This window comes from Fulvimarina endophytica (assembly GCF_003403015.1).
Taxonomy (GTDB): domain Bacteria; phylum Pseudomonadota; class Alphaproteobacteria; order Rhizobiales; family Rhizobiaceae; genus Fulvimarina; species Fulvimarina endophytica.
Map to the genome: position 1 here is coordinate 129,203 of NZ_QURL01000002.1, position 21,568 is coordinate 150,770.

The 21,568-nt window shown below is 65.0% G+C and carries 34 protein-coding genes and 1 tRNA gene; 13 read left to right on the top strand and 22 right to left on the bottom strand.

The features are described 5' to 3' along the window. Positions 1-5: 5 nt before the first annotated feature. The 14 genes from DYI37_RS03980 to DYI37_RS04040 form a co-directional block, all read right to left on the bottom strand. A complete protein-coding gene (locus tag DYI37_RS03980) occupies positions 6-188 on the bottom strand; it encodes a hypothetical protein (RefSeq protein ID WP_116681930.1) in 183 nt (60 codons plus the stop codon). Then, the gene (locus DYI37_RS19750; protein WP_147307875.1) at positions 188-835 is read right to left on the bottom strand and encodes an ASCH domain-containing protein; all 648 of its coding nucleotides are present in this window, start codon (positions 833-835) and stop codon (positions 188-190) included. The genes DYI37_RS03980 and DYI37_RS19750 overlap by 1 nt, the downstream gene beginning before the upstream one ends. A gap of 4 nt (positions 836-839) precedes the next feature. Continuing rightward, on the bottom strand, positions 840-1,238 hold the full coding sequence (locus DYI37_RS03990; RefSeq protein WP_199520077.1) for a hypothetical protein: 399 nt from the start codon (positions 1,236-1,238) through the stop codon (positions 840-842). After that, positions 1,238-1,492 (bottom strand): hypothetical protein, encoded by a 255-nt coding sequence (locus DYI37_RS03995; RefSeq protein ID WP_147307876.1) that lies wholly within the window; start codon positions 1,490-1,492, stop codon positions 1,238-1,240. Before DYI37_RS03995 ends, DYI37_RS03990 begins: the two co-directional genes overlap by 1 nt. Positions 1,493-1,566: 74 nt before the next feature. Further along, entirely contained in the window at positions 1,567-2,034 is a 468-nt protein-coding gene (locus DYI37_RS04000) for a hypothetical protein (protein WP_116681934.1), read from the bottom strand. Continuing rightward, positions 2,031-3,155: a phage Gp37/Gp68 family protein gene (locus DYI37_RS04005; protein ID WP_116681935.1), complete on the bottom strand. Its 1,125-nt coding sequence runs from the start codon at positions 3,153-3,155 to the stop codon at positions 2,031-2,033. Before DYI37_RS04005 ends, DYI37_RS04000 begins: the two co-directional genes overlap by 4 nt. Beyond that, positions 3,145-3,450 carry a hypothetical protein gene (locus DYI37_RS04010; RefSeq protein ID WP_116681936.1) on the bottom strand — a complete coding sequence of 102 codons (306 nt, stop codon included), beginning with the start codon at positions 3,448-3,450 and terminating at the stop codon, positions 3,145-3,147. The genes DYI37_RS04005 and DYI37_RS04010 overlap by 11 nt, the downstream gene beginning before the upstream one ends. Before the next feature lie 259 nt (positions 3,451-3,709). Further along, complete coding sequence (locus tag DYI37_RS04015; protein WP_116681937.1) at positions 3,710-4,804, bottom strand: hypothetical protein; 1,095 nt, start codon at positions 4,802-4,804, stop codon at positions 3,710-3,712. Between the two features lie 28 nt (positions 4,805-4,832). After that, positions 4,833-5,072, bottom strand: coding sequence for a hypothetical protein (locus tag DYI37_RS04020; RefSeq protein ID WP_147307877.1), 240 nt, complete (start codon positions 5,070-5,072; stop codon positions 4,833-4,835). Beyond that, positions 5,072-6,073, bottom strand: coding sequence for a PD-(D/E)XK nuclease-like domain-containing protein (locus DYI37_RS04025; protein ID WP_116681939.1), 1,002 nt, complete (start codon positions 6,071-6,073; stop codon positions 5,072-5,074). The genes DYI37_RS04020 and DYI37_RS04025 overlap by 1 nt, the downstream gene beginning before the upstream one ends. Continuing rightward, a complete protein-coding gene (locus DYI37_RS19900; RefSeq protein ID WP_158555077.1) occupies positions 6,070-6,228 on the bottom strand; it encodes a hypothetical protein in 159 nt (52 codons plus the stop codon). The genes DYI37_RS04025 and DYI37_RS19900 overlap by 4 nt, the downstream gene beginning before the upstream one ends. Then, positions 6,225-6,392, bottom strand: a complete 168-nt coding sequence (locus DYI37_RS19905) for a hypothetical protein (protein WP_158555078.1) — start codon at positions 6,390-6,392, stop codon at positions 6,225-6,227. Before DYI37_RS19905 ends, DYI37_RS19900 begins: the two co-directional genes overlap by 4 nt. Next, the gene (locus DYI37_RS04035; RefSeq protein WP_147307878.1) at positions 6,389-6,625 is read right to left on the bottom strand and encodes a hypothetical protein; all 237 of its coding nucleotides are present in this window, start codon (positions 6,623-6,625) and stop codon (positions 6,389-6,391) included. The genes DYI37_RS19905 and DYI37_RS04035 overlap by 4 nt, the downstream gene beginning before the upstream one ends. A gap of 52 nt (positions 6,626-6,677) precedes the next feature. Continuing rightward, on the bottom strand, positions 6,678-6,974 hold the full coding sequence (locus DYI37_RS04040; protein WP_116681942.1) for a hypothetical protein: 297 nt from the start codon (positions 6,972-6,974) through the stop codon (positions 6,678-6,680). Positions 6,975-7,179: 205 nt separating this feature from the next. Here DYI37_RS04040 and DYI37_RS04045 point away from each other — a divergent pair, with 205 nt between their 5' ends. Continuing rightward, positions 7,180-7,413, top strand: coding sequence for a hypothetical protein (locus DYI37_RS04045; RefSeq protein ID WP_147307879.1), 234 nt, complete (start codon positions 7,180-7,182; stop codon positions 7,411-7,413). A gap of 32 nt (positions 7,414-7,445) precedes the next feature. On the opposite strand, the gene DYI37_RS04050 is transcribed toward DYI37_RS04045, so the two are convergent. Together DYI37_RS04050 and DYI37_RS04055 are read right to left on the bottom strand one after the other, a co-directional pair. Next, the gene (locus DYI37_RS04050) at positions 7,446-7,733 is read right to left on the bottom strand and encodes a hypothetical protein (protein WP_116681944.1); all 288 of its coding nucleotides are present in this window, start codon (positions 7,731-7,733) and stop codon (positions 7,446-7,448) included. Next, positions 7,730-8,548, bottom strand: a complete 819-nt coding sequence (locus DYI37_RS04055; RefSeq protein WP_245413767.1) for a LexA family transcriptional regulator — start codon at positions 8,546-8,548, stop codon at positions 7,730-7,732. The genes DYI37_RS04050 and DYI37_RS04055 overlap by 4 nt, the downstream gene beginning before the upstream one ends. A 155-nt stretch (positions 8,549-8,703) precedes the next feature. Between DYI37_RS04055 and DYI37_RS04065 the strand changes: the two genes are divergently transcribed. The 11 genes from DYI37_RS04065 to DYI37_RS04110 all read left to right on the top strand — a co-directional run bounded on the left by DYI37_RS04065 (position 8,704) and on the right by DYI37_RS04110 (position 16,469). Beyond that, the gene (locus tag DYI37_RS04065) at positions 8,704-9,237 is read left to right on the top strand and encodes a hypothetical protein (RefSeq protein ID WP_116681946.1); all 534 of its coding nucleotides are present in this window, start codon (positions 8,704-8,706) and stop codon (positions 9,235-9,237) included. A 96-nt stretch (positions 9,238-9,333) separates the two neighbouring features. Next, complete coding sequence (locus DYI37_RS04070) at positions 9,334-9,558, top strand: helix-turn-helix domain-containing protein (protein ID WP_158555099.1); 225 nt, start codon at positions 9,334-9,336, stop codon at positions 9,556-9,558. A gap of 65 nt (positions 9,559-9,623) precedes the next feature. Beyond that, positions 9,624-10,598, top strand: coding sequence for an MT-A70 family methyltransferase (locus DYI37_RS04075; protein WP_147307881.1), 975 nt, complete (start codon positions 9,624-9,626; stop codon positions 10,596-10,598). After that, on the top strand, positions 10,595-11,482 hold the full coding sequence (locus DYI37_RS04080; RefSeq protein ID WP_116681949.1) for a DNA adenine methylase: 888 nt from the start codon (positions 10,595-10,597) through the stop codon (positions 11,480-11,482). The genes DYI37_RS04075 and DYI37_RS04080 overlap by 4 nt, the downstream gene beginning before the upstream one ends. Beyond that, positions 11,479-11,943 (top strand): hypothetical protein, encoded by a 465-nt coding sequence (locus DYI37_RS04085; protein WP_116681950.1) that lies wholly within the window; start codon positions 11,479-11,481, stop codon positions 11,941-11,943. Before DYI37_RS04080 ends, DYI37_RS04085 begins: the two co-directional genes overlap by 4 nt. Next, positions 11,940-12,935 carry a phosphoadenosine phosphosulfate reductase domain-containing protein gene (locus DYI37_RS04090; RefSeq protein ID WP_116681951.1) on the top strand — a complete coding sequence of 332 codons (996 nt, stop codon included), beginning with the start codon at positions 11,940-11,942 and terminating at the stop codon, positions 12,933-12,935. Before DYI37_RS04085 ends, DYI37_RS04090 begins: the two co-directional genes overlap by 4 nt. Continuing rightward, positions 12,932-13,969: a helix-turn-helix domain-containing protein gene (locus DYI37_RS04095; protein WP_116681952.1), complete on the top strand. Its 1,038-nt coding sequence runs from the start codon at positions 12,932-12,934 to the stop codon at positions 13,967-13,969. Before DYI37_RS04090 ends, DYI37_RS04095 begins: the two co-directional genes overlap by 4 nt. 4 nt (positions 13,970-13,973) lie before the next feature. Beyond that, positions 13,974-14,723 carry a hypothetical protein gene (locus DYI37_RS04100; protein ID WP_116681953.1) on the top strand — a complete coding sequence of 250 codons (750 nt, stop codon included), beginning with the start codon at positions 13,974-13,976 and terminating at the stop codon, positions 14,721-14,723. After that, positions 14,720-14,878 (top strand): hypothetical protein, encoded by a 159-nt coding sequence (locus tag DYI37_RS19910; protein WP_158555079.1) that lies wholly within the window; start codon positions 14,720-14,722, stop codon positions 14,876-14,878. Before DYI37_RS04100 ends, DYI37_RS19910 begins: the two co-directional genes overlap by 4 nt. After that, the gene (locus DYI37_RS04105) at positions 14,875-15,267 is read left to right on the top strand and encodes a helix-turn-helix domain-containing protein (protein ID WP_116681954.1); all 393 of its coding nucleotides are present in this window, start codon (positions 14,875-14,877) and stop codon (positions 15,265-15,267) included. Before DYI37_RS19910 ends, DYI37_RS04105 begins: the two co-directional genes overlap by 4 nt. A 59-nt stretch (positions 15,268-15,326) precedes the next feature. Further along, positions 15,327-16,469 carry a hypothetical protein gene (locus DYI37_RS04110; RefSeq protein ID WP_116681955.1) on the top strand — a complete coding sequence of 381 codons (1,143 nt, stop codon included), beginning with the start codon at positions 15,327-15,329 and terminating at the stop codon, positions 16,467-16,469. Between the two features lie 84 nt (positions 16,470-16,553). Here the strand turns inward: DYI37_RS04110 and DYI37_RS04115 are convergent. Together DYI37_RS04115 and ftsY are read right to left on the bottom strand one after the other, a co-directional pair. Then, positions 16,554-16,630 (bottom strand) — tRNA-Pro (locus tag DYI37_RS04115). Between the two features lie 271 nt (positions 16,631-16,901). After that, a complete protein-coding gene (gene ftsY / locus DYI37_RS04120) occupies positions 16,902-18,152 on the bottom strand; it encodes a signal recognition particle-docking protein FtsY (RefSeq protein ID WP_116681956.1) in 1,251 nt (416 codons plus the stop codon). A gap of 12 nt (positions 18,153-18,164) precedes the next feature. Here ftsY and DYI37_RS20225 point away from each other — a divergent pair, with 12 nt between their 5' ends. Then, positions 18,165-18,446 (top strand): hypothetical protein, encoded by a 282-nt coding sequence (locus DYI37_RS20225; RefSeq protein WP_116681957.1) that lies wholly within the window; start codon positions 18,165-18,167, stop codon positions 18,444-18,446. Positions 18,447-18,571: 125 nt separating this feature from the next. Here the strand turns inward: DYI37_RS20225 and DYI37_RS04130 are convergent, their stop codons facing one another. The 4 genes from DYI37_RS04130 to DYI37_RS04145 all read right to left on the bottom strand — a co-directional run bounded on the left by DYI37_RS04130 (position 18,572) and on the right by DYI37_RS04145 (position 21,486). After that, a complete protein-coding gene (locus DYI37_RS04130) occupies positions 18,572-18,868 on the bottom strand; it encodes a hypothetical protein (protein WP_116681958.1) in 297 nt (98 codons plus the stop codon). A gap of 59 nt (positions 18,869-18,927) precedes the next feature. Beyond that, on the bottom strand, positions 18,928-20,202 hold the full coding sequence (gene mtaB / locus DYI37_RS04135) for a tRNA (N(6)-L-threonylcarbamoyladenosine(37)-C(2))-methylthiotransferase MtaB (protein WP_116681959.1): 1,275 nt from the start codon (positions 20,200-20,202) through the stop codon (positions 18,928-18,930). Beyond that, positions 20,202-21,122 (bottom strand): diaminopimelate epimerase, encoded by a 921-nt coding sequence (dapF, locus tag DYI37_RS04140; RefSeq protein WP_245413768.1) that lies wholly within the window; start codon positions 21,120-21,122, stop codon positions 20,202-20,204. Before dapF ends, mtaB begins: the two co-directional genes overlap by 1 nt. Before the next feature lie 97 nt (positions 21,123-21,219). After that, positions 21,220-21,486 carry a hypothetical protein gene (locus tag DYI37_RS04145; RefSeq protein ID WP_245413769.1) on the bottom strand — a complete coding sequence of 89 codons (267 nt, stop codon included), beginning with the start codon at positions 21,484-21,486 and terminating at the stop codon, positions 21,220-21,222. Positions 21,487-21,568 lie beyond the last annotated feature (82 nt).

Genomic DNA, 21,568 nt, shown 5'->3' on the forward strand with positions numbered 1-21,568 from the left:
CCGTTTCAGTGTTGTTGCGGGGTGCTTTGGACGGGCCGGATCTCGACGCCCTCGACCAGGGCGGTGCCGTTCGGGTTCCGGACCGCAAGCTTGCGGTCGATCGCTTCCATGACGCAGGTGATGCGGTGCGGATGGCGCGCGATCTCGACGCCGTCGCGGATGAGGACGAAAGGACCGCCGGCGAACATCAGGCGGCCTCGCGCTCGGTCATGGCGTCGATGTTGGACTGGTGGACGGTGAAGGTGATGGCGACGACCCAGGGGTTCGTGTCCCAGCCGTAGCCGCGCTTGGCATTGAGGCTGTCCCAAAGTTCCGCGAAGTTCTCATCGGCAAACTTCGACGGCCCTTCGGCCATGTTGCCGGACCATGTGACGGCCATGCCCTCGGCCCGAGCATCGTCCTCGCTGATGTCCTGCAGATGCTCGACGCGGACCTCGGTCACAACGAGGGTCAGGCGCGAGACCCAGCGGGGCATGAACATGGGGGGCTTTGGTTTCGTCCAATCGCCTTCGGTTGGGTTGCCGTCGGCCCAGCGCCAGATCGGACAACCGACCGGCCAATCACGCGGCGGGAGGTTTCGGCATCCATGCGGGCCGCTGAAAGCCTCGCGCACCCAGAGGCGATCGCCGGTAGCGTAACCGACTGCCTGCGAGAGAAGCGTGCTTTCGCCTTGGAGCCGGCATTGCAAAAGCCCACTTCCAGGAACCTCATAGAAGCCCGCAAAATCGCACGGTTCGGCAGGCTGATGACGCAAAACCCGCCGCGTCTGCGTCTTCCGGCCGTCGAGGAGAGCAGACATCATTAAGCCGGTGAACGGGATCAAACGATCGGTCATCGGCTCAATCCTTCGTCGGCGGGAGAAGGGCCGGCATTGTGCCGGTCGCGTAAGCCTGGGCGATGCGGGGGCGGATGTGTTCGGAAACCGTGCTGTCGTCCGGCATGACGATGTGCGCCATGAAGGCGTCTTCGAGCGTCTCGATCCCAGCATCCACGGACTCGAGCTTCGCCTTGATGACCAAGCCGAGAGCCCGCCAGCGCGAGCAGATCACCTGATAGGACGCCTCTGCCGGCAGATGCAGGATGAAGCGGATGCGCCGATCGCCGATCGCGAAGATGACCATGGCGCGGTCGCGCTCCTGCATCACGCCGAACGCGGACCCATTCCGCTTCATCACCTCGCGCTCGATCTCGCTCTTCGTCTGACCGACCGGCACCTTCGTTTTTTCGGCATATGGCATCAGGACGTCGCCTCCGTTGGGCGTTCGCCGCGTTCGGCGAGTGCATCGAGATCAGGGATCAGTTCGGACAGGATTTCGCTCCGCCGGTATTCCCAGCCGGGCAGGCAGGCGTGGCTGTAACGGCCGTTCATCAGCATCAGGCCGGGCATGGATCGCCACGACTTGAACCAGTAGGCGCGTTTGGGCTGGGAAAGATCGACGTGCCCGACCATCGGATCGCCGAGCTTCGAGTGGTCGGCGATCACGGCGCGCATGGCGCGGGCGGCCTCGGCGGCGGCCGCTCGCTCTTCCATGGTCGGCGGCGGAAGGGGCGTTGGAGCACGGCGGGTCATTGCGTTGGCGTGTCTTCCAGGCACGGAACAAAGCGTGCGCCGTCGAACCGAAAAGAGAAGGCGTGAGACCAGTAATAAGCGCCGATCTCATGCTCGCCCGGACCGACATCATCGAACCAGCCGTCCGATTTCAGCATATCCATCAGATCGTCGAGCGTATCTCCCAGCGGCCCGTCCGGCTCGAAAACCCAGAAGTGAGAGGCAGATGGCACCGGCGTAACCGCACGCCATGACCCGTCCGCTTCGAACGAGACGACGACGGTTCCTCGATCTTCCGTGTAGCAGAAGTCGACGATCTGCCCCGGCTCCAGCGGTTGATCCCACCCTTCTTGGCTTTCGTCCCAATCCGTCGGTCGCAAGCGCCATCCGCCATCTGTCGGGACGATGAAGCCGGATGGATCGTCACAGAGCGTGGGGATGAATTCGTCGAGCCAATTGTCTGGGCACCATTTACGTCCGCTCATGGCCGCGCATCCGGGAAGCCGTCATGCGTGACGCCGCCGAGCGTTCGGCCAGCGGCCTTCTTGCCGATCGCGAACATCGTCATCGCGCCCGTTCCCGCCTGGAACGCCATCGGTTCTAGAATGCCGTGTCGAGAGCCGTCGCGATGCAGAACATGTGAAGGCTTGATCTGCCGTCTGCCGTAGACCTCGTCGAGCGTTCCCTGATCTTCGTGATCTTTCGCGATCCGGTTGCTGCGGTAACAGGCATTGGTCGCCTCTTCCTCCATTTCGCAGATCGGCACCCACTCCCCCCATTGCTTGAACAGGAACGGCACCTCGGCCGCCTCGCACTGGTCGCGGAGAGACCTGATCCAGTCCGGGTGCATCGGCCGGGCGCCGGGGCCGCTCTCGCCACCGGCGACGATCCAGTCGATGCCCTGAAGGATGGGGCCATTGCGCCAGGGGTGATTTGGGAATGTCATGGCGGCGCTGGTCTTGCAGAAATCTAGCGGCCCCAATAACGGCTCGGCGCTGATCCAGCGGAGCGCCGCCGGTGTGTCGAGTAGGATCGGGATGCGCTCGTCGGCGCGGGTCTGGTCCTCGACCGAGACGCCGAGCCAGACGTTGGGGAGCGGCCAACCTTCTGCCGTGCGCGTGCCCCAAAGCGACGACCAACGCCTGATGGCGTCGAGAGTGGCGCTGGATGAATAGACCGCCATCGCCATCGCTATGCGCGATTTCACCTCAGGACTGAGCAGATACTTTCGCATCCGCTCCGGGCGCTTCGTAAGAACCTGAAACCTGTGGTGGTCTGCGAGCGCCATCACCGCGAACACGCGGTCGATCCACTCGTCGGGCACGCCCTCCGCGAACAGGTCGCCGTGCGCGCAGACGAAGATCATGCGCGGCTTGGACCACCGGAGCGGCTGGTCGAGCCATTGCTCGTTGAGGCGGACCTCGCCGGTCCAGACCGGGCCGGCCTTGCTCTCGCGCGTCAGGCCGGCGCGAGACGGATGGTTCTTCATCCGCGAGCCGGCGAGCTTCATGGCGTAGCAGTTGGTGCAACCGGGGGAGACCACGGAACAGCCGGTGATCGGGTTCCAGGTCGCGTCGGTCCATTCAATCTTGGTGTTATCGGCCATCTGATGTCTCCGCCGATGGGGCGCTGCGGGCCTTTGTCTCGCGCCCGAGCCGCAGGATGGTTTCGGCGACATCGACCGGGTCGACCTCGTTCAAGTCCAAGCCGGCGAAGTTGGCATATGCGCCGGCGAGGCATCCGAGGGCCGAGGTGTGCCCCATGGAGGCGAAGACGAAAGCCTGTTCGGGCGTCTCGGCGAGCTGAATCACGGAGGTCATTGCCTCGGTGACCCGCTTCGCGATCAGGTTCAACAAATCGGCTTCGGTCTGCGGGATCATGATGGTCTGCTGATGAGCCATTTTCACGCTCCGATACTGGTGAGTTGAAGGGTCCTGCGCGGAGCGGACCGTCGGGCCGCAGCGGCGGGGTTGCGCTGGGCGTCCAGATGCTCGGCGCAGTACGGGATGCGGGAGCCGTCCTCGACGGCCGCGCCACAGCAGCGCTTTTCGGAGAAGGCCGGCGCGCGATCCGGCCAGAGGGGCCAGGCGCATTGCCCGGCCCGCCGATCGGCGAAAAGTGGATGGGGGTTCGGAGGGGGGGCGTGCTTCACGGGACGCCTCAGAACCGGATCGCGACATTCGGCACGAGGCCGGCGACGATCGCCTGCACGACGGCCTTCGCCTTCGCCTCGTCGATCTCGCCCGCGTCCATGATCGCGACCTTCGCCGCCTTCATGACCTCGGAACGGTGGGCGATGTCGGCGGCCCTGGCCTCGGCGGCTTCGCGCTCTTTCCTCTCATTCTCGATGCGCGCGTTCTCTTCGTCCTCCCGCCTGCGAGCCTCGGCATCGTGTTCGTCCTGGATGCGCTGCAGCTCGGCCTCGTGTTCAAGCTGAAGGCGGCGCCGCTCTTCTTCCCGCGCCCGTTCGGCCGCTTCCTCCTGGCGCATCCTCTCGGCTTCGGCCGCGCGCGCCTGGCGCTGACGCTCGGCTTCGGCCGCTTCCGCTTCCTGCCGTTCGCGCTCGATGCGTTCCGCCTCCCGCTGCCTCTCTTCGGCTTCGGCCGCCTCCTTCTCCTCCTGCAGGCGCCGCTGCTCGCGAAGAGCTTCGAGCTCGCGGCGATCGGCCTCGGCCTGCTCGGCCCGAACGAGTTCGGATCGCAGGGTGTGAAGCGCGTTGTCACGGCGGGCGCCCGCCGGCTCGGCATATTCCTGATGGGTCTCCTTGGTGATCTCCATCGCTTCGAGCTGCGCGATGCGCTCGCGGATCTCGTCGGCCGTCGTCGAGGGCGTGATCGCGGCGAGATCCGCGAGCTCAGCCATGTCCCGCTCGCGGGCGTTCTTGCGAACCTCCTCGGCGGTCTCCCAATCGGTGAGCGGCTGGCGGGCCTCGTCCCGCAGGGCGTCGAACCGCGCGGACATCGACCTGCGGGCCTCGTTCACCTTGCCGATCTGCTTGCGCCAGTCCTCGGTCAGCCGCAGGCCGGCCTTGTCGACCTCGACCTTCCTCTTGGAGACTTCATGCGCCAGCGAAGCGATGGCCTTCCGGCCCTTGTCGGTGGACAGGTCCGGCTTGTGGGCGCGAACCTTCTCGGCCATCGCCTCGTAGAAGGCGTCGAGCTTGGTCTCGTCGACGAGGACGAGGGACGGGTCTCGCTCGACGGTCGCGACGATGTCCGTCCCGGTTTCGGTCATGGTTTCGGCAACTGCGCTCATGGTCGGGGTCTTTCGATCGGAGTAAGGTTCAGCCCGCCGCGCGCAGGCAGGCGGCGGCTTCGCGGCGGTGGCGTTCTTTGGTGAGGGGGCGGGCGACGGCGTCCCATTTCCGGCGGGCGAGGTCGAAGCTCCGTGTGCCGGTGACCTCGCCGAAGATCGCGATCGCGCCGCGCTCGGTGCGATCGAGCACCCGACCATCATCGTCCTCGGGTGCGAAGGACGCGGTCAGGCGGCGCTGCGCCTGGAGAAGAAGGGCGCGGTCCATCATCAGCCCGCCTCGAGATAGCGGGGATCGATCGCACGCGGCTCGTCGTCATGAAGGGGAACGGCGAAGGCATAGCCGGCGCCGGCCAAGGCGTCGTCGTTGATCTCTCGCTGGAGCCACTTGCTCTCGATGTAAGGGGGCAGCGTGACGGTCGACGGGAAGGGCGGATATCCGGGCCAGAGATCTGCCGTCAGGCAACGATCCCACAGGGCGAGCGCGGCCGAGACCTTCTTGTCGCCGAGCGTCAGAACATCCTCGTCGAGCTCCGTGATCGAGAGACAGCCCGGCCCGCCGCGCTCCTGGGACATCAGGAAACAGCGGATGGGCCGGCGATCGTTCGGGAACAGGCGCCGGATGCCGCGCCGGTAGAACGCGAGCTGGACGTCGTAGCCCATGTCGAACACCTGACGGCCGACGGTCGCAGGGGCCGCGCTGCGCTCGGTCGACTTGTAATCGACGATCGCGATGAAATCCGGGTAGGGATGGATGATGTCGATGAGAGCCCGGCACCAACGGCCGTTTTCCTGCCAGATGGCCGCGTGTTCGAGGATCGCGCCGGGGCCGAACAGGTCGGGGAGATCCTGATACTGCGCGACCTGCTTGCGGGCGAGCGCGACCAGGACCTCGGCCCGTCGATGCTGACCGATCAGGATCGGCGTCAGGCCGCTTTCGATCGCGATGTCGCGCTCTTCCTTCGCGGCCTTGGTCTGCCAGTTCTTGAAGTCGCAGACCGCGATACCCCGGCCGTTGCCGAGCAGCATGGCGTGCATCGCGCTGCCGACATTCATCGTGCCGGTGCTCTCGTCCTCGTCCTCGACGTCGGAGTTGAGCCTTGGATGGGCGTGCCAGGCGTGAAGCGGCGACTCGTCGATGATGATGCGGGCGAGCGTCGAGGACAGGGACGGCTCGTGGCAGAGATCGTCGCCGTGATAGGTCGCTTCGGGAACCGGATAGAGGCCGGGTTTCGTGATCGGAACGCCGGGCTCGAAAAGGGTGATCTTCATGGGTGCTGTCCTTCGCGTTGCTTGAGGAGGCGCTCTATGGCGCGTTCGTGCTCGTCGATGCGGTCGCGCCGCCAATCGGTCGGGCGCTGCGCATTTTCGAGACGGGCTTCGGCGAGCATCCGCTCGCGATCTTCGAGGCTGATGGCGGCGATCATCGCGGACCTTCCGATGCCGTCCGGTAGGACGAACCCAGGGTCGTTTCCTGGTTGGCGAGACCGGTGCGCTCCAGTGCGCCGTCAGCGATGAAACCGAGGGTCATGAGGGCCGCGAGTAGAGCGGTGCCGGCGAATGCGACGGCGATGGTGCGCGCCTGGTTCATGCCGCAGCACTCCCCTCGGACGAGGTCCGCCGGGCGCGGTTCTCGCGCTCGAGCCGTCTCCCACTCCGATAATCAGCGGTACGAGCTTCGGAAATCTCGCGAAGCTGCTGTTCGGTGAAGAAGGAAAGGCCGGCCTTTCGCGCATAGTTCGCGGCATAGGCCTCGAACTTGGCCGTCGACCCGTCCTGCCAGACGAGGACGCGGCGTAACCGCTGGAGGTAGGATTTCATCATGCCGATCTCCCTGGCGTTGGAGACGACGGCCCGCATGCCGGCGACCGCAATGTCAGGCCGCCGGACGACGCGCGTTGAGCTCGTCGATGGCTTCGAGGGCGAGGGTTCGGATCTCCGCGGGGAGACGGTCGCGGATCAGCCTGTGGCGCCGCCATTTGAAGAGGGCATTGGCCTTCCGCCGCTGCGCCTCGTCGAGGCGGGGCAGAGTTTCGAGATCGTGCGGATCGCCGCCGTAGAGGTCGGTGATCGCACTATGCATCTGGAAGAGAACGCCGCCGTCCTCGAAGGGAGCGGGCCGCCCGTAGGAGGTCGAGCGGTCGACGGTCTGGCTGCTGCTGGTGACGCTCATGGGGGTCTCGCTCTCATCGTCTGATGAGACAAAACGTAGCGCTACACGCTACCCATGTCAACTACAAATGTAGCGATAAACGAAAACGTTGCGCACAGGTAATCCACAACTGCACCGGAACAGTTCTTGTTATGTTCTCATTTCCGAGTCACGATGTCGCGGTGAGCAGCGTAGGAGTAAGAGCGTGAGGATCACAAATTTCGTCGTGCAATCGTTCGAGATCGGCAAGCGAGGCGTGCTGATCGCGGACCCGGCAGTCGAGGTGCAGTCGCAGGAGCAAGCGACGCGAATGTCTCAGAGGCTCATGGAGAGAAAGAGAAAGGTGGGGGTTGTCGCGTTCTCGCGAGAGGGCGACCCGGCCCTCGGTGAGTTCGAAGAGGCTCAGATCATCTTTGCGTCGGGCCAGGTGCCGGCCGAGGTCGAGGACATGGCCGCCTGAGACACGGGAGCGGTGGCGCGGCGGCCCCGCTTTCATTCCCCGCGAGGAATGAGGTCCTCGAAGAGATTGCGATCCTGTGCAGGGATCGAAGCAGGCGAAACTGCATCTCCCGCCTGTGGCCATGCGATGGCGAAACAGGAGAACGAACCGCCTGCCGGATAGCAAACCTCGTGCTGCCCGAAGAAGCGGTCGAAAGCGAAGACAAAACCTTTGTCGCTCGAAACCACGTCGTACCGGGCGATACTACCGGCCGCCAAGACGACGAGTAGCCCTCCGACCGCTGCGATCCATGACAGCGGACGACCCAACCGGATGCTCATCGCCGATTGTATTTCCCAACGACGCGGTGACAGATCGGCCATTCGATCCGCGACAAGGTGAATGTCTCCGGTGGATTGTATTGCTGGAGCGTCCATTCTCGATCGTTGAACGCGACCAGATGCTTCACCGTAGCCTCGGCCTCGCCGTCGGGCGGATTGTGGTAAAGGATGACGTCCTCGCCGCGCTCGGCTGGAAGGCGCGGATTGACAAGAGCGGTGTCGCCCGGCCGATACGCCGGCACCATGCTGTCACCTGTAACCAGCAGGCCGTAGCCTTCCTTCACATGAGCCAGCGGCGCAGGCCTTTTGACGAACTCGACCGGGTCGAAGGTGACGATGATGTGTCCGTCGCCGCCTCGAGCTGCGGCGTAGACCGGCAGATCAGCGCCGCCGACCAGATCTCGCCCAGAGATATGCTGCGGCGGCGCCGCATCCACCGGCCTTGCAGGAAGCGATTCGCTTCGCGGTGCTTGATCGCCGAAGATCCGCTCGATCGCGAGGACCTCGTCACCATCGATGTTCCGCTTGCGCTTCGTCATCTTGTTGACCGCCGCGCGGTCGATCGACCGATTGAGCTCGGCCGTCAGCCGGCGCGCCAGTTCGGCCTGGGACATTCCGCTTCGCGCGAGCAGTTCGGTGAGCCACTGATCCAACATGCCCCCTTTGTAGCGCGTGGCGCTACGTCGCGCGCGTTCTAAAATCGCTACTTCACAGCGCCGAATTGTTGCGCTACGTTTGTAGCCATGGAACCTGCTTCGACCATCGTTACGGCCCTCGGTGGCCCCACCAAAGTCGCGAAGATCGTTCGTGTTCATCGCACGCGCGTCTCAAACTGGTGTCGCCCGAAGGAAAAGGGCGGCACCGGAGGAATCATCCCGATCAAGCACGCTCCCGCCCTGATCGCGGCAGCGCGAGAGACCGGTTTGACCCTCTCCGCCGATGACTTTCTGCCAGCATCCGAGGCGGCCTGATGTTCGCCCCGATCGACCCTTTCCCTGTTCTGCCGGAACGATGCGATGCGGGCCGACCAGTAGGCGTCCCATCGGCCGCACCGGACCGCAGCGTCCGGTTCTTCGAAAAGTTCGAGCTGATCGCCTTCGTCCGTCATGCGCTCAAGATTGCCGGCCGGGGACGCGCCACGTCCGGCGAGAGTTCTTCCGAGGACGGAACACTTCGTTCCGAGCCCGTCCATATCCTGATGTTCTCGGAACTGCGCCGCAGACCGGTCGATCACGATATCGAGGCGCTCAAGGAGTCGAAGCTCTGGCTCTCGCGCCTGACGACGGACGAGTATCAGGGGCCCGGCGACACGATCGGTGCGGCTCGCGGTCGCTTGGCCGACAAGCTCAACATCCCGGCCAGCTACTTCAACCGCATGTGGAACCGCTCCCGTGAAATGACGGGTGTCGCGGGCGGCGCCTATCGCGCGCTTCAGCAAGCCTATCAGCAGCGATGCGCCCCGTTCGATCGGGCCACCGACGGCGATCCTTCCCAAACCGACTGACGAATGAGGCGGGGCGAGCCGCCTGACACCTGACGGAGCAAGATCATGACGACCCGACCATCGGGACCCCCTCCCATTTCATGGCAGAAGAGCTGGATGAAGCTGCAGGGCCAGCTGATGCGCCAGCGCAAGGCGCTGGGCTGGAGCCAGCAGACGCTTGCCGACCTGACCGGAATGAGCCTTGCGACGGTCAAGCGCTGGGAGCTCGGCACGTCGACGCCGAACGCCATGGATCTCTTCCAGTGGGCGGCCGCGCTCGGCATCGAGATCACGAGCACGGTTTCAGAAAGTGTCACAACTGACACCGCAGGTGCAGCGTGACAGCCGCCCTCGTTCTCTACGATGCGGCTTGCCGGGCGATTGCCGAGGCCAAATCGGTCGACGAGGTGAAGGAGGTTCGCAACCAGTCCGAGGCGCTCAAAGCCTACGCACGACAGGCCAAGAACAAGACCCTCGAAATCGACGCATCCGAGATTCGTATTCGGGCCGAGCGCCGGATCGGCGAGATTATGTCAGAGGAGCGGGCGAAGGGAAATCTGAGCGAGGGTGGGCGGCGCAGAACTACGTCGGACGAGGAGTGCAGTTCTTCAAAGCCGACTCTCGCCGACGTCGGGATTGATCCCTACCTCGCACATCGCGCGCGGCAATTCGCAGCCATTCCGAACCACGAGTTCGAGAGTGTGATGGCCGAACGTCGAGAGCGTCTCGAGAAAGAGAACGAGCGCGTCACGAACGATCTGTATCGCGCGGCGACCAAGCGCGAGGCACGCGATGCGAAGGAAGCTGAACTCGCCGAGAAGATCCGCGAAGGCGCCGCACTTCTCGACGGCCCGAAGGTTTATGGGGTCATCCTCGCAGACCCGCCTTGGCGGTTCGAAACCTATAGCCGCATCACCGGCATGGATCGATCGGCCGATAACCACTATCCCACGTCGTCGACCGACGATATCTGCGCGCTACCAGTCCCGGCCGCAAGAGACGCCGTTCTCTTCCTTTGGGCAACGGCGCCGATGCTGCCTGATGCACTGAGGGTCGTTGACGCGTGGGGCTTCTCGTATCGCTCGCATCTGATCTGGAACAAGGATCGGATCGGGACCGGCTACTGGAGCCGGAACAAGCACGAGCCGCTTCTCATCGCCACGCGCGGTGCAATTCCTGCACCCGCGATGGGAACGCAAAGCCCGAGCGTGATTGACGCGCGGGTCGGACCTCACAGCGCCAAGCCCGACGCATTTCACGAGATCATCGAAGGCTACTTCCCGAACCTTCCGAAGCTCGAAATGTTCGCGCGTCGTGCGCGGCCCGGCTGGGATCGATGGGGCGCTGAAGCCGATCCGGAGCGACGGGAGGCCGCCGAATGATCGCGCCGACGAGGCCAGCCCTGCGCTGGTTCGGCGGGAAATGGCGTCTTGCGCCGTCGATCGTCGCCATGATGCCCCCGCACCGTTGCTACGTGGAGCCCTTCGGTGGTGCCGCTTCCGTCCTGCTGCGCAAGCCGCGCGCCTATGCCGAGATCTACAACGATCTCGACGACGAGCTCGTGACCTATTTCCGCGTGCTGAGGGACCCGGAGCAGGCGAGCGAGCTTATCCGGAGGCTAGAGCTGACACCCTATGCCAGAACGGAACTGAGATCTGCCTATGGGACGAGCAACGATCCGGTAGAGACCGCCCGCCGCCTCGTGGTTCGCAGTTTTCAGGGCTTCGGGGCCAACTCAGCTCATAGCGAGTCGACGGGGGCGAATTCGACCGGTTTCCGATCGAACTCGACACGCTCCGGGACAACGCCGGCCCATGACTGGCGCAATTTGCCAGCATGCCTTCCACCACTCACCGAACGTCTTCGCGGGGTGACGATCGAATGCGGCCCCGCCATCAAGATCATGCGGCAGCACGATGGGCCGCAGACGCTCCACTACGTGGACCCGCCATACGTCCATGAGACTCGGTCGCGCCGGAATCCTTACTGCAAGAAGCATCTCTATCGCCATGAACTGAGCAATGCCGATCATGCGACCCTTCTCGACGCGCTTAAATCGCTCGAGGGGATGGTGATCGTCTCCGGCTACGCCCACTGGCTCTACGACCGGAAGCTCTCCGGCTGGGAGCGCCGGACGTTTAAGGCCTTCGCAGATGGCGCGCGTGAGCGTGAAGAGGTCGTTTGGCTCAATAAGGCGGCGACATATGCCCTGGATCAGGCGCGCTCACAGCGTTCGATGTTCGATATGCTGGAGGCCGCCGAATGATCGCTTCGGTCTCCACCTTCCCGCGAGCCGGCCGCATCGCGTCCGTGTCTTTCTTCGGTACCGCTCACAACGGTCTCGAAGACTTCGTTGCGGCTCTTGAGAAGGGGCCGGTGGATGGGTCCTGGCTCGCCGGCCCGCTCGAGACGCGCGGCGCAGGCATTGTCCGCCATCTGCGCTCGGCCGCGCCTGGAACGGTCACCGCCTTGGATATCCGCGAGGCGGCATTGCTGCCCGGTCCGGCCTTCGTCTTCGGGCCGGGCATCGCTCCGGTGCGCTACCGACTGTCTGGAGCGGCGAAGGAGCGGGGCGAGGCGACGAGCGCTCGTTCACAGGCCGGTCGCCTGGTTCTGGATACCAACGGGCAACAGCCCGCAGCTCGGCCTGCAGCGCTGATGTCGACGCCGCGGCCCAGCCGCGCGAGAAGCGAGCAGGTCGACCTGTTCGGGGCGGCGGCGGAATGAAACACGTCGTCTCCGTTTCCGGCGGCAAGGACTCCACCGCCACCTATTGCCGGGCGATCGAGCGCGGTCTCCCGTTCCGGGCCGTTGCCGCCGACACCGGCAACGAACACCCGGCCACCTATGAGGCCGTCAACACGCTGCACGAAAAGACGGGCGGCCCGAAGGTCGAATGGGTGAAAGCTGACTTCGCCGACCGGATCGCCGGCAAGCGGCGCTTCATCGAGCGGAATTGGGAGGACCACGGCGTTCCGGCCGATCTCGTCGCGCGTGCGCTCGACGTCCTGCACCCGACCGGCAACCCGTTCCTAGATCTATGCCTCTGGAAGGGCCGGTTTCCCAGCCGCAAGGCGCAGTTCTGCACGGCCGAACTCAAGGTCATGCCGATCGACAAGCAGGTGACGCGCCCGCTTCTCGCGACCGGCGCAACCGTAATCTCATGGCAGGGCGTGCGCGCGGCCGAGAGTATCGTTCGACGGGATCTGCCGCCGTTCCAGCGGCTTGTCTCTCACAACGATCTGCCGGGCCGCCTATACGTCTTCCGACCACTCCTGCGCGTTACCAGCGTCGACGAGGTTTTCGCGATCGCTCGGCGACATGGCGTCGAGCCAAACCCGCTCTACGGCTGGGGTCTCAAGCGCGTTGGATGCTTTCCGTGCATCAACTGCTCGAAAGCCGAACTCGCGCTTGTTGATCGCCGCTTTCCCGAACAGGTCGATCGGCTGGAGGAATGGGAGCGCCTTGTCTCGGAGGCCTGTAAGCGAGGGCACGCGACCTTCTTCGCTATCGTCAATGATCCGATCATGCGCGACGAATGGGTTGATCTCGATCGATCGGGAAACATCCCTAACGACCTGATAGGAGCCGGTTTTGGCGTCCGTCGCATGGTCGAGTGGGCGAAGACGGACCGAGGCGGACGGCAATACAGCCTGCTTAATGATCAGCTTCACCAAGACATCGGCACAGCCTGCAATGAGTGGGGGATGTGCGGATGAGCGAGTGGGGCAAAGTTCCGAAAGATGCTTTCACGGATGGCCGGCTATCGCGCACCGATGTTCGCGTGCTCGGCATCCTATGCGCCCACGCCAGCGGAAAGACCGGCATCTGCACCCGAAAGCAGGGTGCGATCGGGGAGGAGTTGGGCCTCTCCCGCGAGACCGTCAACCGGTCTCTGAAGAAGCTGTCGAACCTCGGCTACGTCCAGCCGAAGCCTCGCGCGGGCATGAAGCGCTCGCTCGACTATCGCGTGCTCGTCTCGAACGGCATGGCCGGCCAACTCGGTCTGTTCGATGCGATCGAAGCACCGCGACAGGCCAAGACGAAGGCGCCGATAGGACGGGGTTCCTTGAAGTCGTGCGATCAAAACACGATCAAGAAAGCGGGCTCGAACACGAAGAGATGTGATCAGGACGTCACATCTGTTGTGACGCCAGAGATCACATCTGTTGTGACGCCTAGCGTCACATCTAAAGAACAGACCCTCGTTAACAGAGAGCCTGCCGGCTCAGCTGAGCCGCGCGATGCGAAATCGGGCGATGCCGCTCGGCCGGTCCTGGAATGCGACGATGTCGCCGATCCGCCGTTTCTGATCCCCGCTTCCGCCGCGCCGCCGCCGAACGCCGATCTCGACCTGCTCGAAGACCGGCTGCGAGAGGCCGCGGCCTCCGCGATCCATGCGCCTTCGCCCGCCTTGCGAAATCTCAGCGTGATCGAAAGCTGGATCGCCGCCGGCTGCGATCTCGACCGGGACATCATCCCGGCGATCGCCGGCAAGGCTCGCCAGCATCGACGATCGCCGATCCGGACCTGGTCGTATTTCGAGGGCGCGGTCCTCGATGCCCGCGATCACCGCCTGACGCTCGCCGCCCGCCCCCCTTCCAGCAACGTCGTTCCCTTCGATCCGAGAAACGAACATGACTCAGCTCGCCCCCCGCTCCGCTCCGCTGCCGGCCGTTTCACAGCCGCAGCAGCCTTCCGACGCCGTCAGTTCGCTGATTTCGTCCCTGGAGACCCGGACGAAGCGGACTGACGGAATGATGTACGTCTTTTCGGCAGGACGCGGCCTGTCCGTGGTCGAGCGAAGCGAGATCGGCCGTGCGATCCGCGACATCGACTTCCTCGAACGCGAACGGTGCTCGGCCGAGAAGAGCGAGGTCGTCGAGTGGGCGGCGGAAATGCTGATCTCGAATTTCAAAGCGCGGCGGAAGTTCGCGAGCGAAGCGGACCAGTCCGCTGACGATGCCCGCGTCTTCGACGGCTTCCTGCTCGCCCTCGATGGCAAGCCGGTCAAGGCCGTCGGCGAGGCGGTCCGTCTGATCATCGGCCGCAAGACCAGCCTCTCGCCCACCTGGATGCCGACTGCGACGGAGGTCGCCGGCGTGGTCGACGATGTCACCGCGCGATGGGCGCTCGATCGCGCGCGCCTCGAACGGCTCCTGACGCTCCGCGAAGAGCTGCCGGCTCCGCCACCGGTGAAGATGACCGGGCCCGAGCGGGCGGCATTCGAGGAGAAAGTCGCCGCAATCAGGGCTCGGGGGCGGCCGGGTCCCGTTGGTCCCCAAGAGCCGCGCGATCAGCTGGATCGCAGAGTGAAAGGGACTGCCGCCGTCGTGGCCGAATGTGAGGCGCGTCGGGCGTTCCGTGAAAACGAAACCGCCGCCCGGAGACGGAGCGTTCCGAGCGGCGGCGATATGGAACTGCCGGTCGAGAGCGATCCCATGCCGGAAACCTACGATAGCGACATGAACAGTTCAAGAACAGGAGAGGGGAGAACCGAACAATGAGCGACACGATCGTCAACATTCGCATCGGCCTCTACCACTTCCAGAACAGCAAGCGCTGGCGGCCGAGGTGGTCGAAGAACGCCTTCCACTTCGGATACCCTGAGGGACGGCTCGCGATCTACGAGCTGTTCGGGCTGGAAAGGATCTGGCGATGAGCAACGCGGTCAATCGCACTGAGAAAGTCGACCTCGCGGCGCTGATGACGGTCGACCAGGCTGTCGAACGATTCCAGATCTTCAAGCGCGACAAGCTGCTCGATGCCATCCGAAAGGGCGAGCTGCGTCATTGCCGTGTCGGAAGGGGTCGCCTTGTGACCGAACAGTGGCTGGAGGATTATGTCCGGCGACAGCTGCACGGTGGAGATTCGGAACCTTGGCAAGACGAAGAGGATCGGGCGACGGACGCTTCGAGATCGCAGGCCAGTGGCTCGGGCAGCACGAGCAAAGCGGACGGTGGTTCCGCCATTGGTATGACGAGAGAGGAGGAAGAGTCCGCCGCAAATCTCTTGGCACAAGCGATCTCGAGGAAGCCAAAGAGAAACTAGCAGCGATCGCACTGAGCCCTGCGGCAGGCGCCGCAGATCCGCTCGGACCGGACCGCGTCATGCTCGTTTCGGTCCTCTCCCACTACCTCGAAAACAAGCGGATCGTCTCCGAGGAGCACGCAAGAGCCGCGGCGAAACTGGTTCTGCACTGGCTCTTCGAGGTGAAGAAGGTCCCCAAGGCCGTGAAGGTCTCGGCGTTTCGGCGAGACTGGCAGGAAGAGTTCGTCGTGTGGTCGGCGGCCGAGAAGGGCCACTCGTCCGCGACGATCTCGCGGAACCTCAGCGTCGTATCCGCTGCCGTGAAGTTCGCGACGAAGGAGCAGGCGGTGAGAGACCCGGACGGGAACCGCCGAAACGTCCAGCTGCTATCGAGCGCACCGCAGATCCGTTTCGAGCCGAGGTGGATCGTCGAAACCGCGCGCGAGAACAACCTCGCCGTCGATATGCCAAGGCGGGCCGATTGGGTGCCGACCTACGAGGAAGTGGCGAGCTTCATCGACGCGATCCGGGCCGAGCACGTCTTTCGCTTCGTGATCCTCGCTCTCAACACCTGGGCCAGACGTGAGACGATCGAGGAGCTCGATCTCTCGAAACAGGTGTCCCTTCGCAATGGCCTCGTCGATCTGAACGAACCCGGGCGGCTACAGACGCACAAGCGGCGTCCCATCATCCGCCTGACCGACAATCTGCGTGCCTGGATGCCGGCCTGGGAAGAGGCCGACAAGGCGTTGGCGAAATCGCTGCGAGAGGAGGGACGGCCGGTCGAGTTCAAGGCCGGCCGGCCGCTGATCTATCGCGGGCAGGGGGCCGGGGTGATCAAGAAGGCGATGCAGCGGACCAATGCTCGCTGGATGCTGGCCGAGGCCGGGACCGATGAGAAGGAGATCCGGCGCCTCACCCGCAAGGAGAACAACAAGGAGCTGACCGCAGCGGTCAACCAGCTGGTCGAGGCTGGTGGGCATCGGATCACGTCGCGCACGTTCCGCTCGTTCATGGCAACCAGGGTCAGGATGGTGCCTGGCATCCGCGTCGATCGGGAGCAGCGGCAACTTTGGCTCGGTCATCTGCAGCAGGATACCACGGCCCATTACGAGATCGTCGACTCGGAATATTTGCGTGAGGCGGCGGCGGCGACGGATGCGATCATCCGAGAAATCGACCGCCATTGCGAGCGATCACTGTGGCCCGAAACGGCATCGTAACACCCCGGTTTCACCCCGATCTTCGAGGCGGGGTGATTGTTCACCGTTACCGCGTCGTCAAAGGCCTGCGCTGCAAGGGGTTAGTGGTCGGAGTGGCAAGATTCGAACTTGCGACCCCCTCGTCCCGAACGAGGTGCGCTACCAGGCTGCGCTACACTCCGACTGTGTTCCATCCGGCGCAAAACGGGAACCGCGCCGGTGGATGGAGGTCCATATAACCGGTGCGAAGGATGGCCGCAAGCGCTGCGAGAGGAAGTTTTGTCGCCGAGTGCAGACCGCTCACGGAGGCGCTTCGCAGACCGGGCGAACGGGGCGGGGGACGAGCGGTCCGTGCGGACCCGCGAACCCCCGGCCACCGGACGGAAGGGTGCTCCCCATTCCCGACATTCGCCGGGCGGGAGGGCGGACGACCTCCGCCGCCCGCCGCGGGCCTCAACCAGCCGTCTGGAGCGCCCGGTCGCCCTCGATGCCCGCGATGGCGTTGGCGAAGTCGCGGGCCTTGAAGGGCTCGAGATCGTCGATGCCCTCGCCGACGCCGACGAAATAGACCGGCAGCTTGTGCTTGGCGCCGATGGCGACGAGGATGCCGCCACGGGCCGTGCCGTCGAGCTTCGTCATCACCAGCCCATTCACGCCGGCGACGTTCCGGAAGATGTCGACCTGGTTCATGGCGTTCTGGCCGGTGGTGGCGTCCAGCGTCTGGAGAACCGTATGCGGCGCCTCCGGATCGCGCTTCTGAAGAACGCGGATGATCTTTTCCAATTCCGCCATCAGCTCCGTCTTGTTCTGAAGGCGCCCGGCCGTGTCGATGATCAGCACGTCCGACTTGTTCTTCACCGCGACGTCGTAGGCGTCGTAGGCAAGGCCCGCCGCATCCGCGCCGATCGGCCGGGCGACGACCTGCGAGCCTGTGCGCTCGCCCCAGATCTTCAGCTGCTCCACCGCCGCCGCGCGGAAGGTGTCCCCCGCCGCGAGCGTCACGCTGACGCCGGCTCTCGTCAGCTTGGCGGCGAGCTTGCCGATCGTGGTCGTCTTGCCGGTGCCGTTGACGCCGACGACGAGGATCACGTGCGGCACCTTTTCGAGGTCGAGTTCGAGGGGCAGGGCGACGGGATCGAGCGTGCGCTCGATCTCCTCGGCCAGAACCCGCTTCACCTCGCCCCCTGAGACTTCCTTGCCGTAGCGCCCTTCCGACAGGCGGTCGGTGATCCGCATCGCCGTCTCGACGCCGAGATCGGCCTGGATCAGCACGTCCTCGAAATCCTGGAGCACGTCGTCGTCGAGGCGGCGCTTGGTGAAGATCGAGGTGATGGAGCCGGTCAGATTGCTCGACGAGCGCCCGAGCGCCTCGCGCAGGCGCTGGAGCCAGGGAAGCTTCGGAGCCTGCGCGACGGCCTGGTCGTCGCGCTTGGCAGCTTCCCGCAGGCGGAAACCGTCCTCGCCGGAAATCTCCGGCAGCGGCTTCTCGCGCCGCGCGCCGCCGCCCGATGGCGTCTCGTCGTCGGACGGAACATCGGCGTCGAGCCAGGAGAAATCGGCCTCCTCGTCATCGCTGTCGCCGGCATCGGTGCCGGGCCGCAGGAAGTCCGGCTCGTCGTCCGCCGCAGCTTCAATGGCCGTCTTGCGTTCGGGGTCCTCTAAGACCGGTGGCAATTCCGGATGATGTTCGCCCGCCTGCGGCACCGATGTGGGCGCATGGGTCTCATGGCCGGCATCGGCCGGGGCCGAGACGCGGTCAGGATCGCCGACCTGAAGCTCGGAGCGCTCTTCGCGGCGCCCGGTCGGCGCGATCGGGACGGGAAGGGGCTCGGGCTTTCGCGAAGGGAGGGGATCGGCGTCGAGCGCTGCCGGTTCGTGCCGTTCCTCGTCATCCGGCGAATCCGAGACCGGTTCATCGAGGAACGAGAAGTCGTCCTCGGCTTTGCCGTTTGCCGGATGTTCGCTTTCGGTGTCGTCCGAGGGATCGTCTGCGTCTAGGAAGCCGAATTCCGACGATGCATCCTCGGGCCCGTCTTCGCTCTGAGAAGGCGACCATGTGGGCGCGTCGACCGCGCCCGCAAGATCGGCCGGTTCGCCCTGCGCTGTCTCGTCAGGCCCGTCGTTTAAGTTTTTTTTTGAGAGGACGCGTCGGAGGCGGAGTGATCACCGGCGGTCTCTCCGTTCCTGCCCATTTCGCTGACCGGCGTGATTCCGCCGTTCTCCGAATTCTCGGCGCCCGCTTCCGCATCGGCCTGCACATTGGCGGCGGCCTGGGGACGCAGGTCCGGATCGGGCGCGTCCTCGCGGCCGACCTCGACATCGTTGGGGCGCGGGGTCGTCCCGTGGTCCGGCGTCCGCTCTTCCTCGCTCGCGTTTCCGAACGAGAAAATCTTGCTGAAGAAACCCTTCTTCTCGGCCATACGATATCGTCTTTCTTACTGGGAGCGGCGTCGTTGACGCATCAATTGGCGTTGCCGGTTCAAATCGCAAGCACGCGGGCCTGGAGCATTTTGTCCTCGATGCCGTCGATCCTTGCGCGAACGAGCGAGCCGGGCTCGCCCCGGTCGATGCGGCAGAGGGTGAAATCCTCGGCCCGTCCGAGCCCTTCGCGCTCGACGAGGATGGAGCGCTCGCAGCCGATCTGGCGGTCGAGATGGGCGGAAAAGGCCGCGTCTCCGGCGGCCCGCAGGCGCGCGGCCCGTTCCTTGATGACAGGTTTGGCGAGCTGCGGCATCCGTGCGGCCGGCGTTCCTTGGCGCGGCGAGAAGGGGAAGACATGGAGGAAGGTCAGCCCGCAATCCTCAACGAGCCTCAGGCTGTTTTCGAACATCGCCTCGGTCTCGGTCGGAAAACCGGCGATGAGATCGGCGCCGAAGACGACATCCGGGCGCTTCGCCCGGATCTCCTCGCAGAAGCGGATCGAATCATCGCGCAGATGCCGTCGCTTCATGCGCTTCAGGATCATGTCGTCGCCCGCCTGCAGCGACAGGTGGAGATGGGGCATGACGCGCGGATCGCCGGTGATCGCCTCGACCAGCGCCTCGTCCGCCTCGATCGAATCGATCGAGGAGAGGCGCAGGCGCGGCAGGTCCGGCACATGGGCGAGGATCGCCTGGATCAGCCTGCCGAGCCGCGGGCGACCGGGCAGGTCTGCGCCCCAGCTCGTCATGTCGACGCCCGACAGAACGACCTCGTTATAGCCGCTGGCGACGAGGCGCTTTACCTGTTCGACCACGGCGCCCATGGGCACGGAGCGCGAATTGCCCCGTCCATAGGGGATGATGCAGAAGGTGCAGCGATGGTCGCATCCGTTCTGGATCTGGACGATCGCCCGGGCCCGGCCCTCGATGGCGTCCACCATGTGGCCGGCCGTCTCGGTGACGCTCATGATGTCGTTGACGCGGACCTTCTCCTCGGCGCCGAGGCCGAAATCGGGGATCGCGGCATAGCTTGCGGCCTTGAGCTTCTCCTCGTTGCCGATGACCGCGTCCACCTCGGCCATCTCGGCAAAGCGCGCGGGCTCGGTCTGGGCCGCGCATCCGGTGACGACGATGCGTGCGTTGGGGTTCTCGCGCCGCGCCTTGCGGATCTGCTGGCGGGCCTGGCGTACGGCCTCGGCGGTCACCGCGCAGGTGTTGAAGACGATGGCCGGACGGTCCGCGCTGCCGAGCCCTGCGGCATCGGCTTCGCGTTTCATGACCTCCGCCTCGTAGGTGTTGAGGCGGCAGCCGAAGGAGACGACGTCGACGCTCATCAGGCGATCTCCGGCAGCTCTTCGGCTTCGGGATCGCGCACGAAATCACCGGTCTCGGGGTCGAGGCGGCCGGACCACATCCATTCCGCCGGCCCCGTCATCATGACCCCGTCGTCCTCGCGCCATTCGATGAGGAGATCCCCGCCCGGGACGGTGACCGTCACCAGGCGGCCGGTCCGGCGGGTGCGCGCGGCCGAGACGGCGGCGGCGCAGGCCGCCGTGCCGCAAGCCCTCGTCAGGCCGACACCGCGCTCCCAGGTGCGCAGCGTCAGGGCGTTGGGCGAGGTCACATGGGCGATCGAGATATTGGCGCGCTCAGGAAAGACCGGATGGTTTTCGAGCACCGGGCCGAAGCGTTCGAGATCGTAGGACCAGACATCCTCCGCGACCCAGAAGATGGCGTGGGGATTGCCCATGCTCGCGACCGAGGGAGAGTGAAGCACCGGGGCGTCGATCGGGCCGATCTGGAGTTCGATGGCGCGGGTGTCGCGGAATTCCTCGGCGAGCGGGATCTCCTGCCAGCCGAAGCGCGGCCGGCCCATATCCACCGAGATCAGCCCGTCTTCGCCTTCGCGCGCGGTGACGAGCCCGGCACGGGTCTCGAAGGTGAAGGCACGGGTTCCCGTCTCCGATGCAAGCGCCTGCACCACGCAGCGCGTGCCGTTTCCGCAGGCTTCGGCCTCCGAGCCGTCACGGTTGATGATCCGCACATAGGCGTCCGTGCCCGGGGTCTGCGGGTCGTGGATCGCCATGATCTGGTCGAAGCGCGTATCCTCGAACCGGGCGAGCGCGCGGGCGGCATCGGGCGCTATACGCGTCGCAGCGCCGCGCATGTCCGCCACGACGATCTCGTTGCCGAGCCCGTTCATCCGCGCGAAGGGCACGGAAAACCGCTTCATGTCGTCAATCTGTCCGCTCATGCCGGCTATATGGCCGATCGGGCCCGTCATTGAAAGACGGGAACCCGATGAGCCCGACGACCGATGAGATCGAACGGGCCGGCTGGCGCTGCGGCAATCAGTTGGCGTTGCCCGCCTCACCACCGCTTGGAGCCTGAATGTTGATGTCGGGCGCCTCGACATTGATGTCGCCGCCGCCACCACCGCCGCCGAGGAACGGGACGCCGCCACCGAAGACGAAGAAGACCCCGATGGCGATGACGACGATGAGAGCGCCGGCGAGGAGCCATCCGCCGCCGCCGCCTCCGCCGCCACCCGATCCGCGATCGTTGTTGACGATGACGGTTCGGTCCCGGGGCTCGCTCGGCGGATTGGTATTGCTCATGAAGCCTCATCTCCAGACTAAAATTATCGGATTCGGTAACGGGGGAACGGCCGTGTATGTTCCCGGCTGACGATCCGGGGTG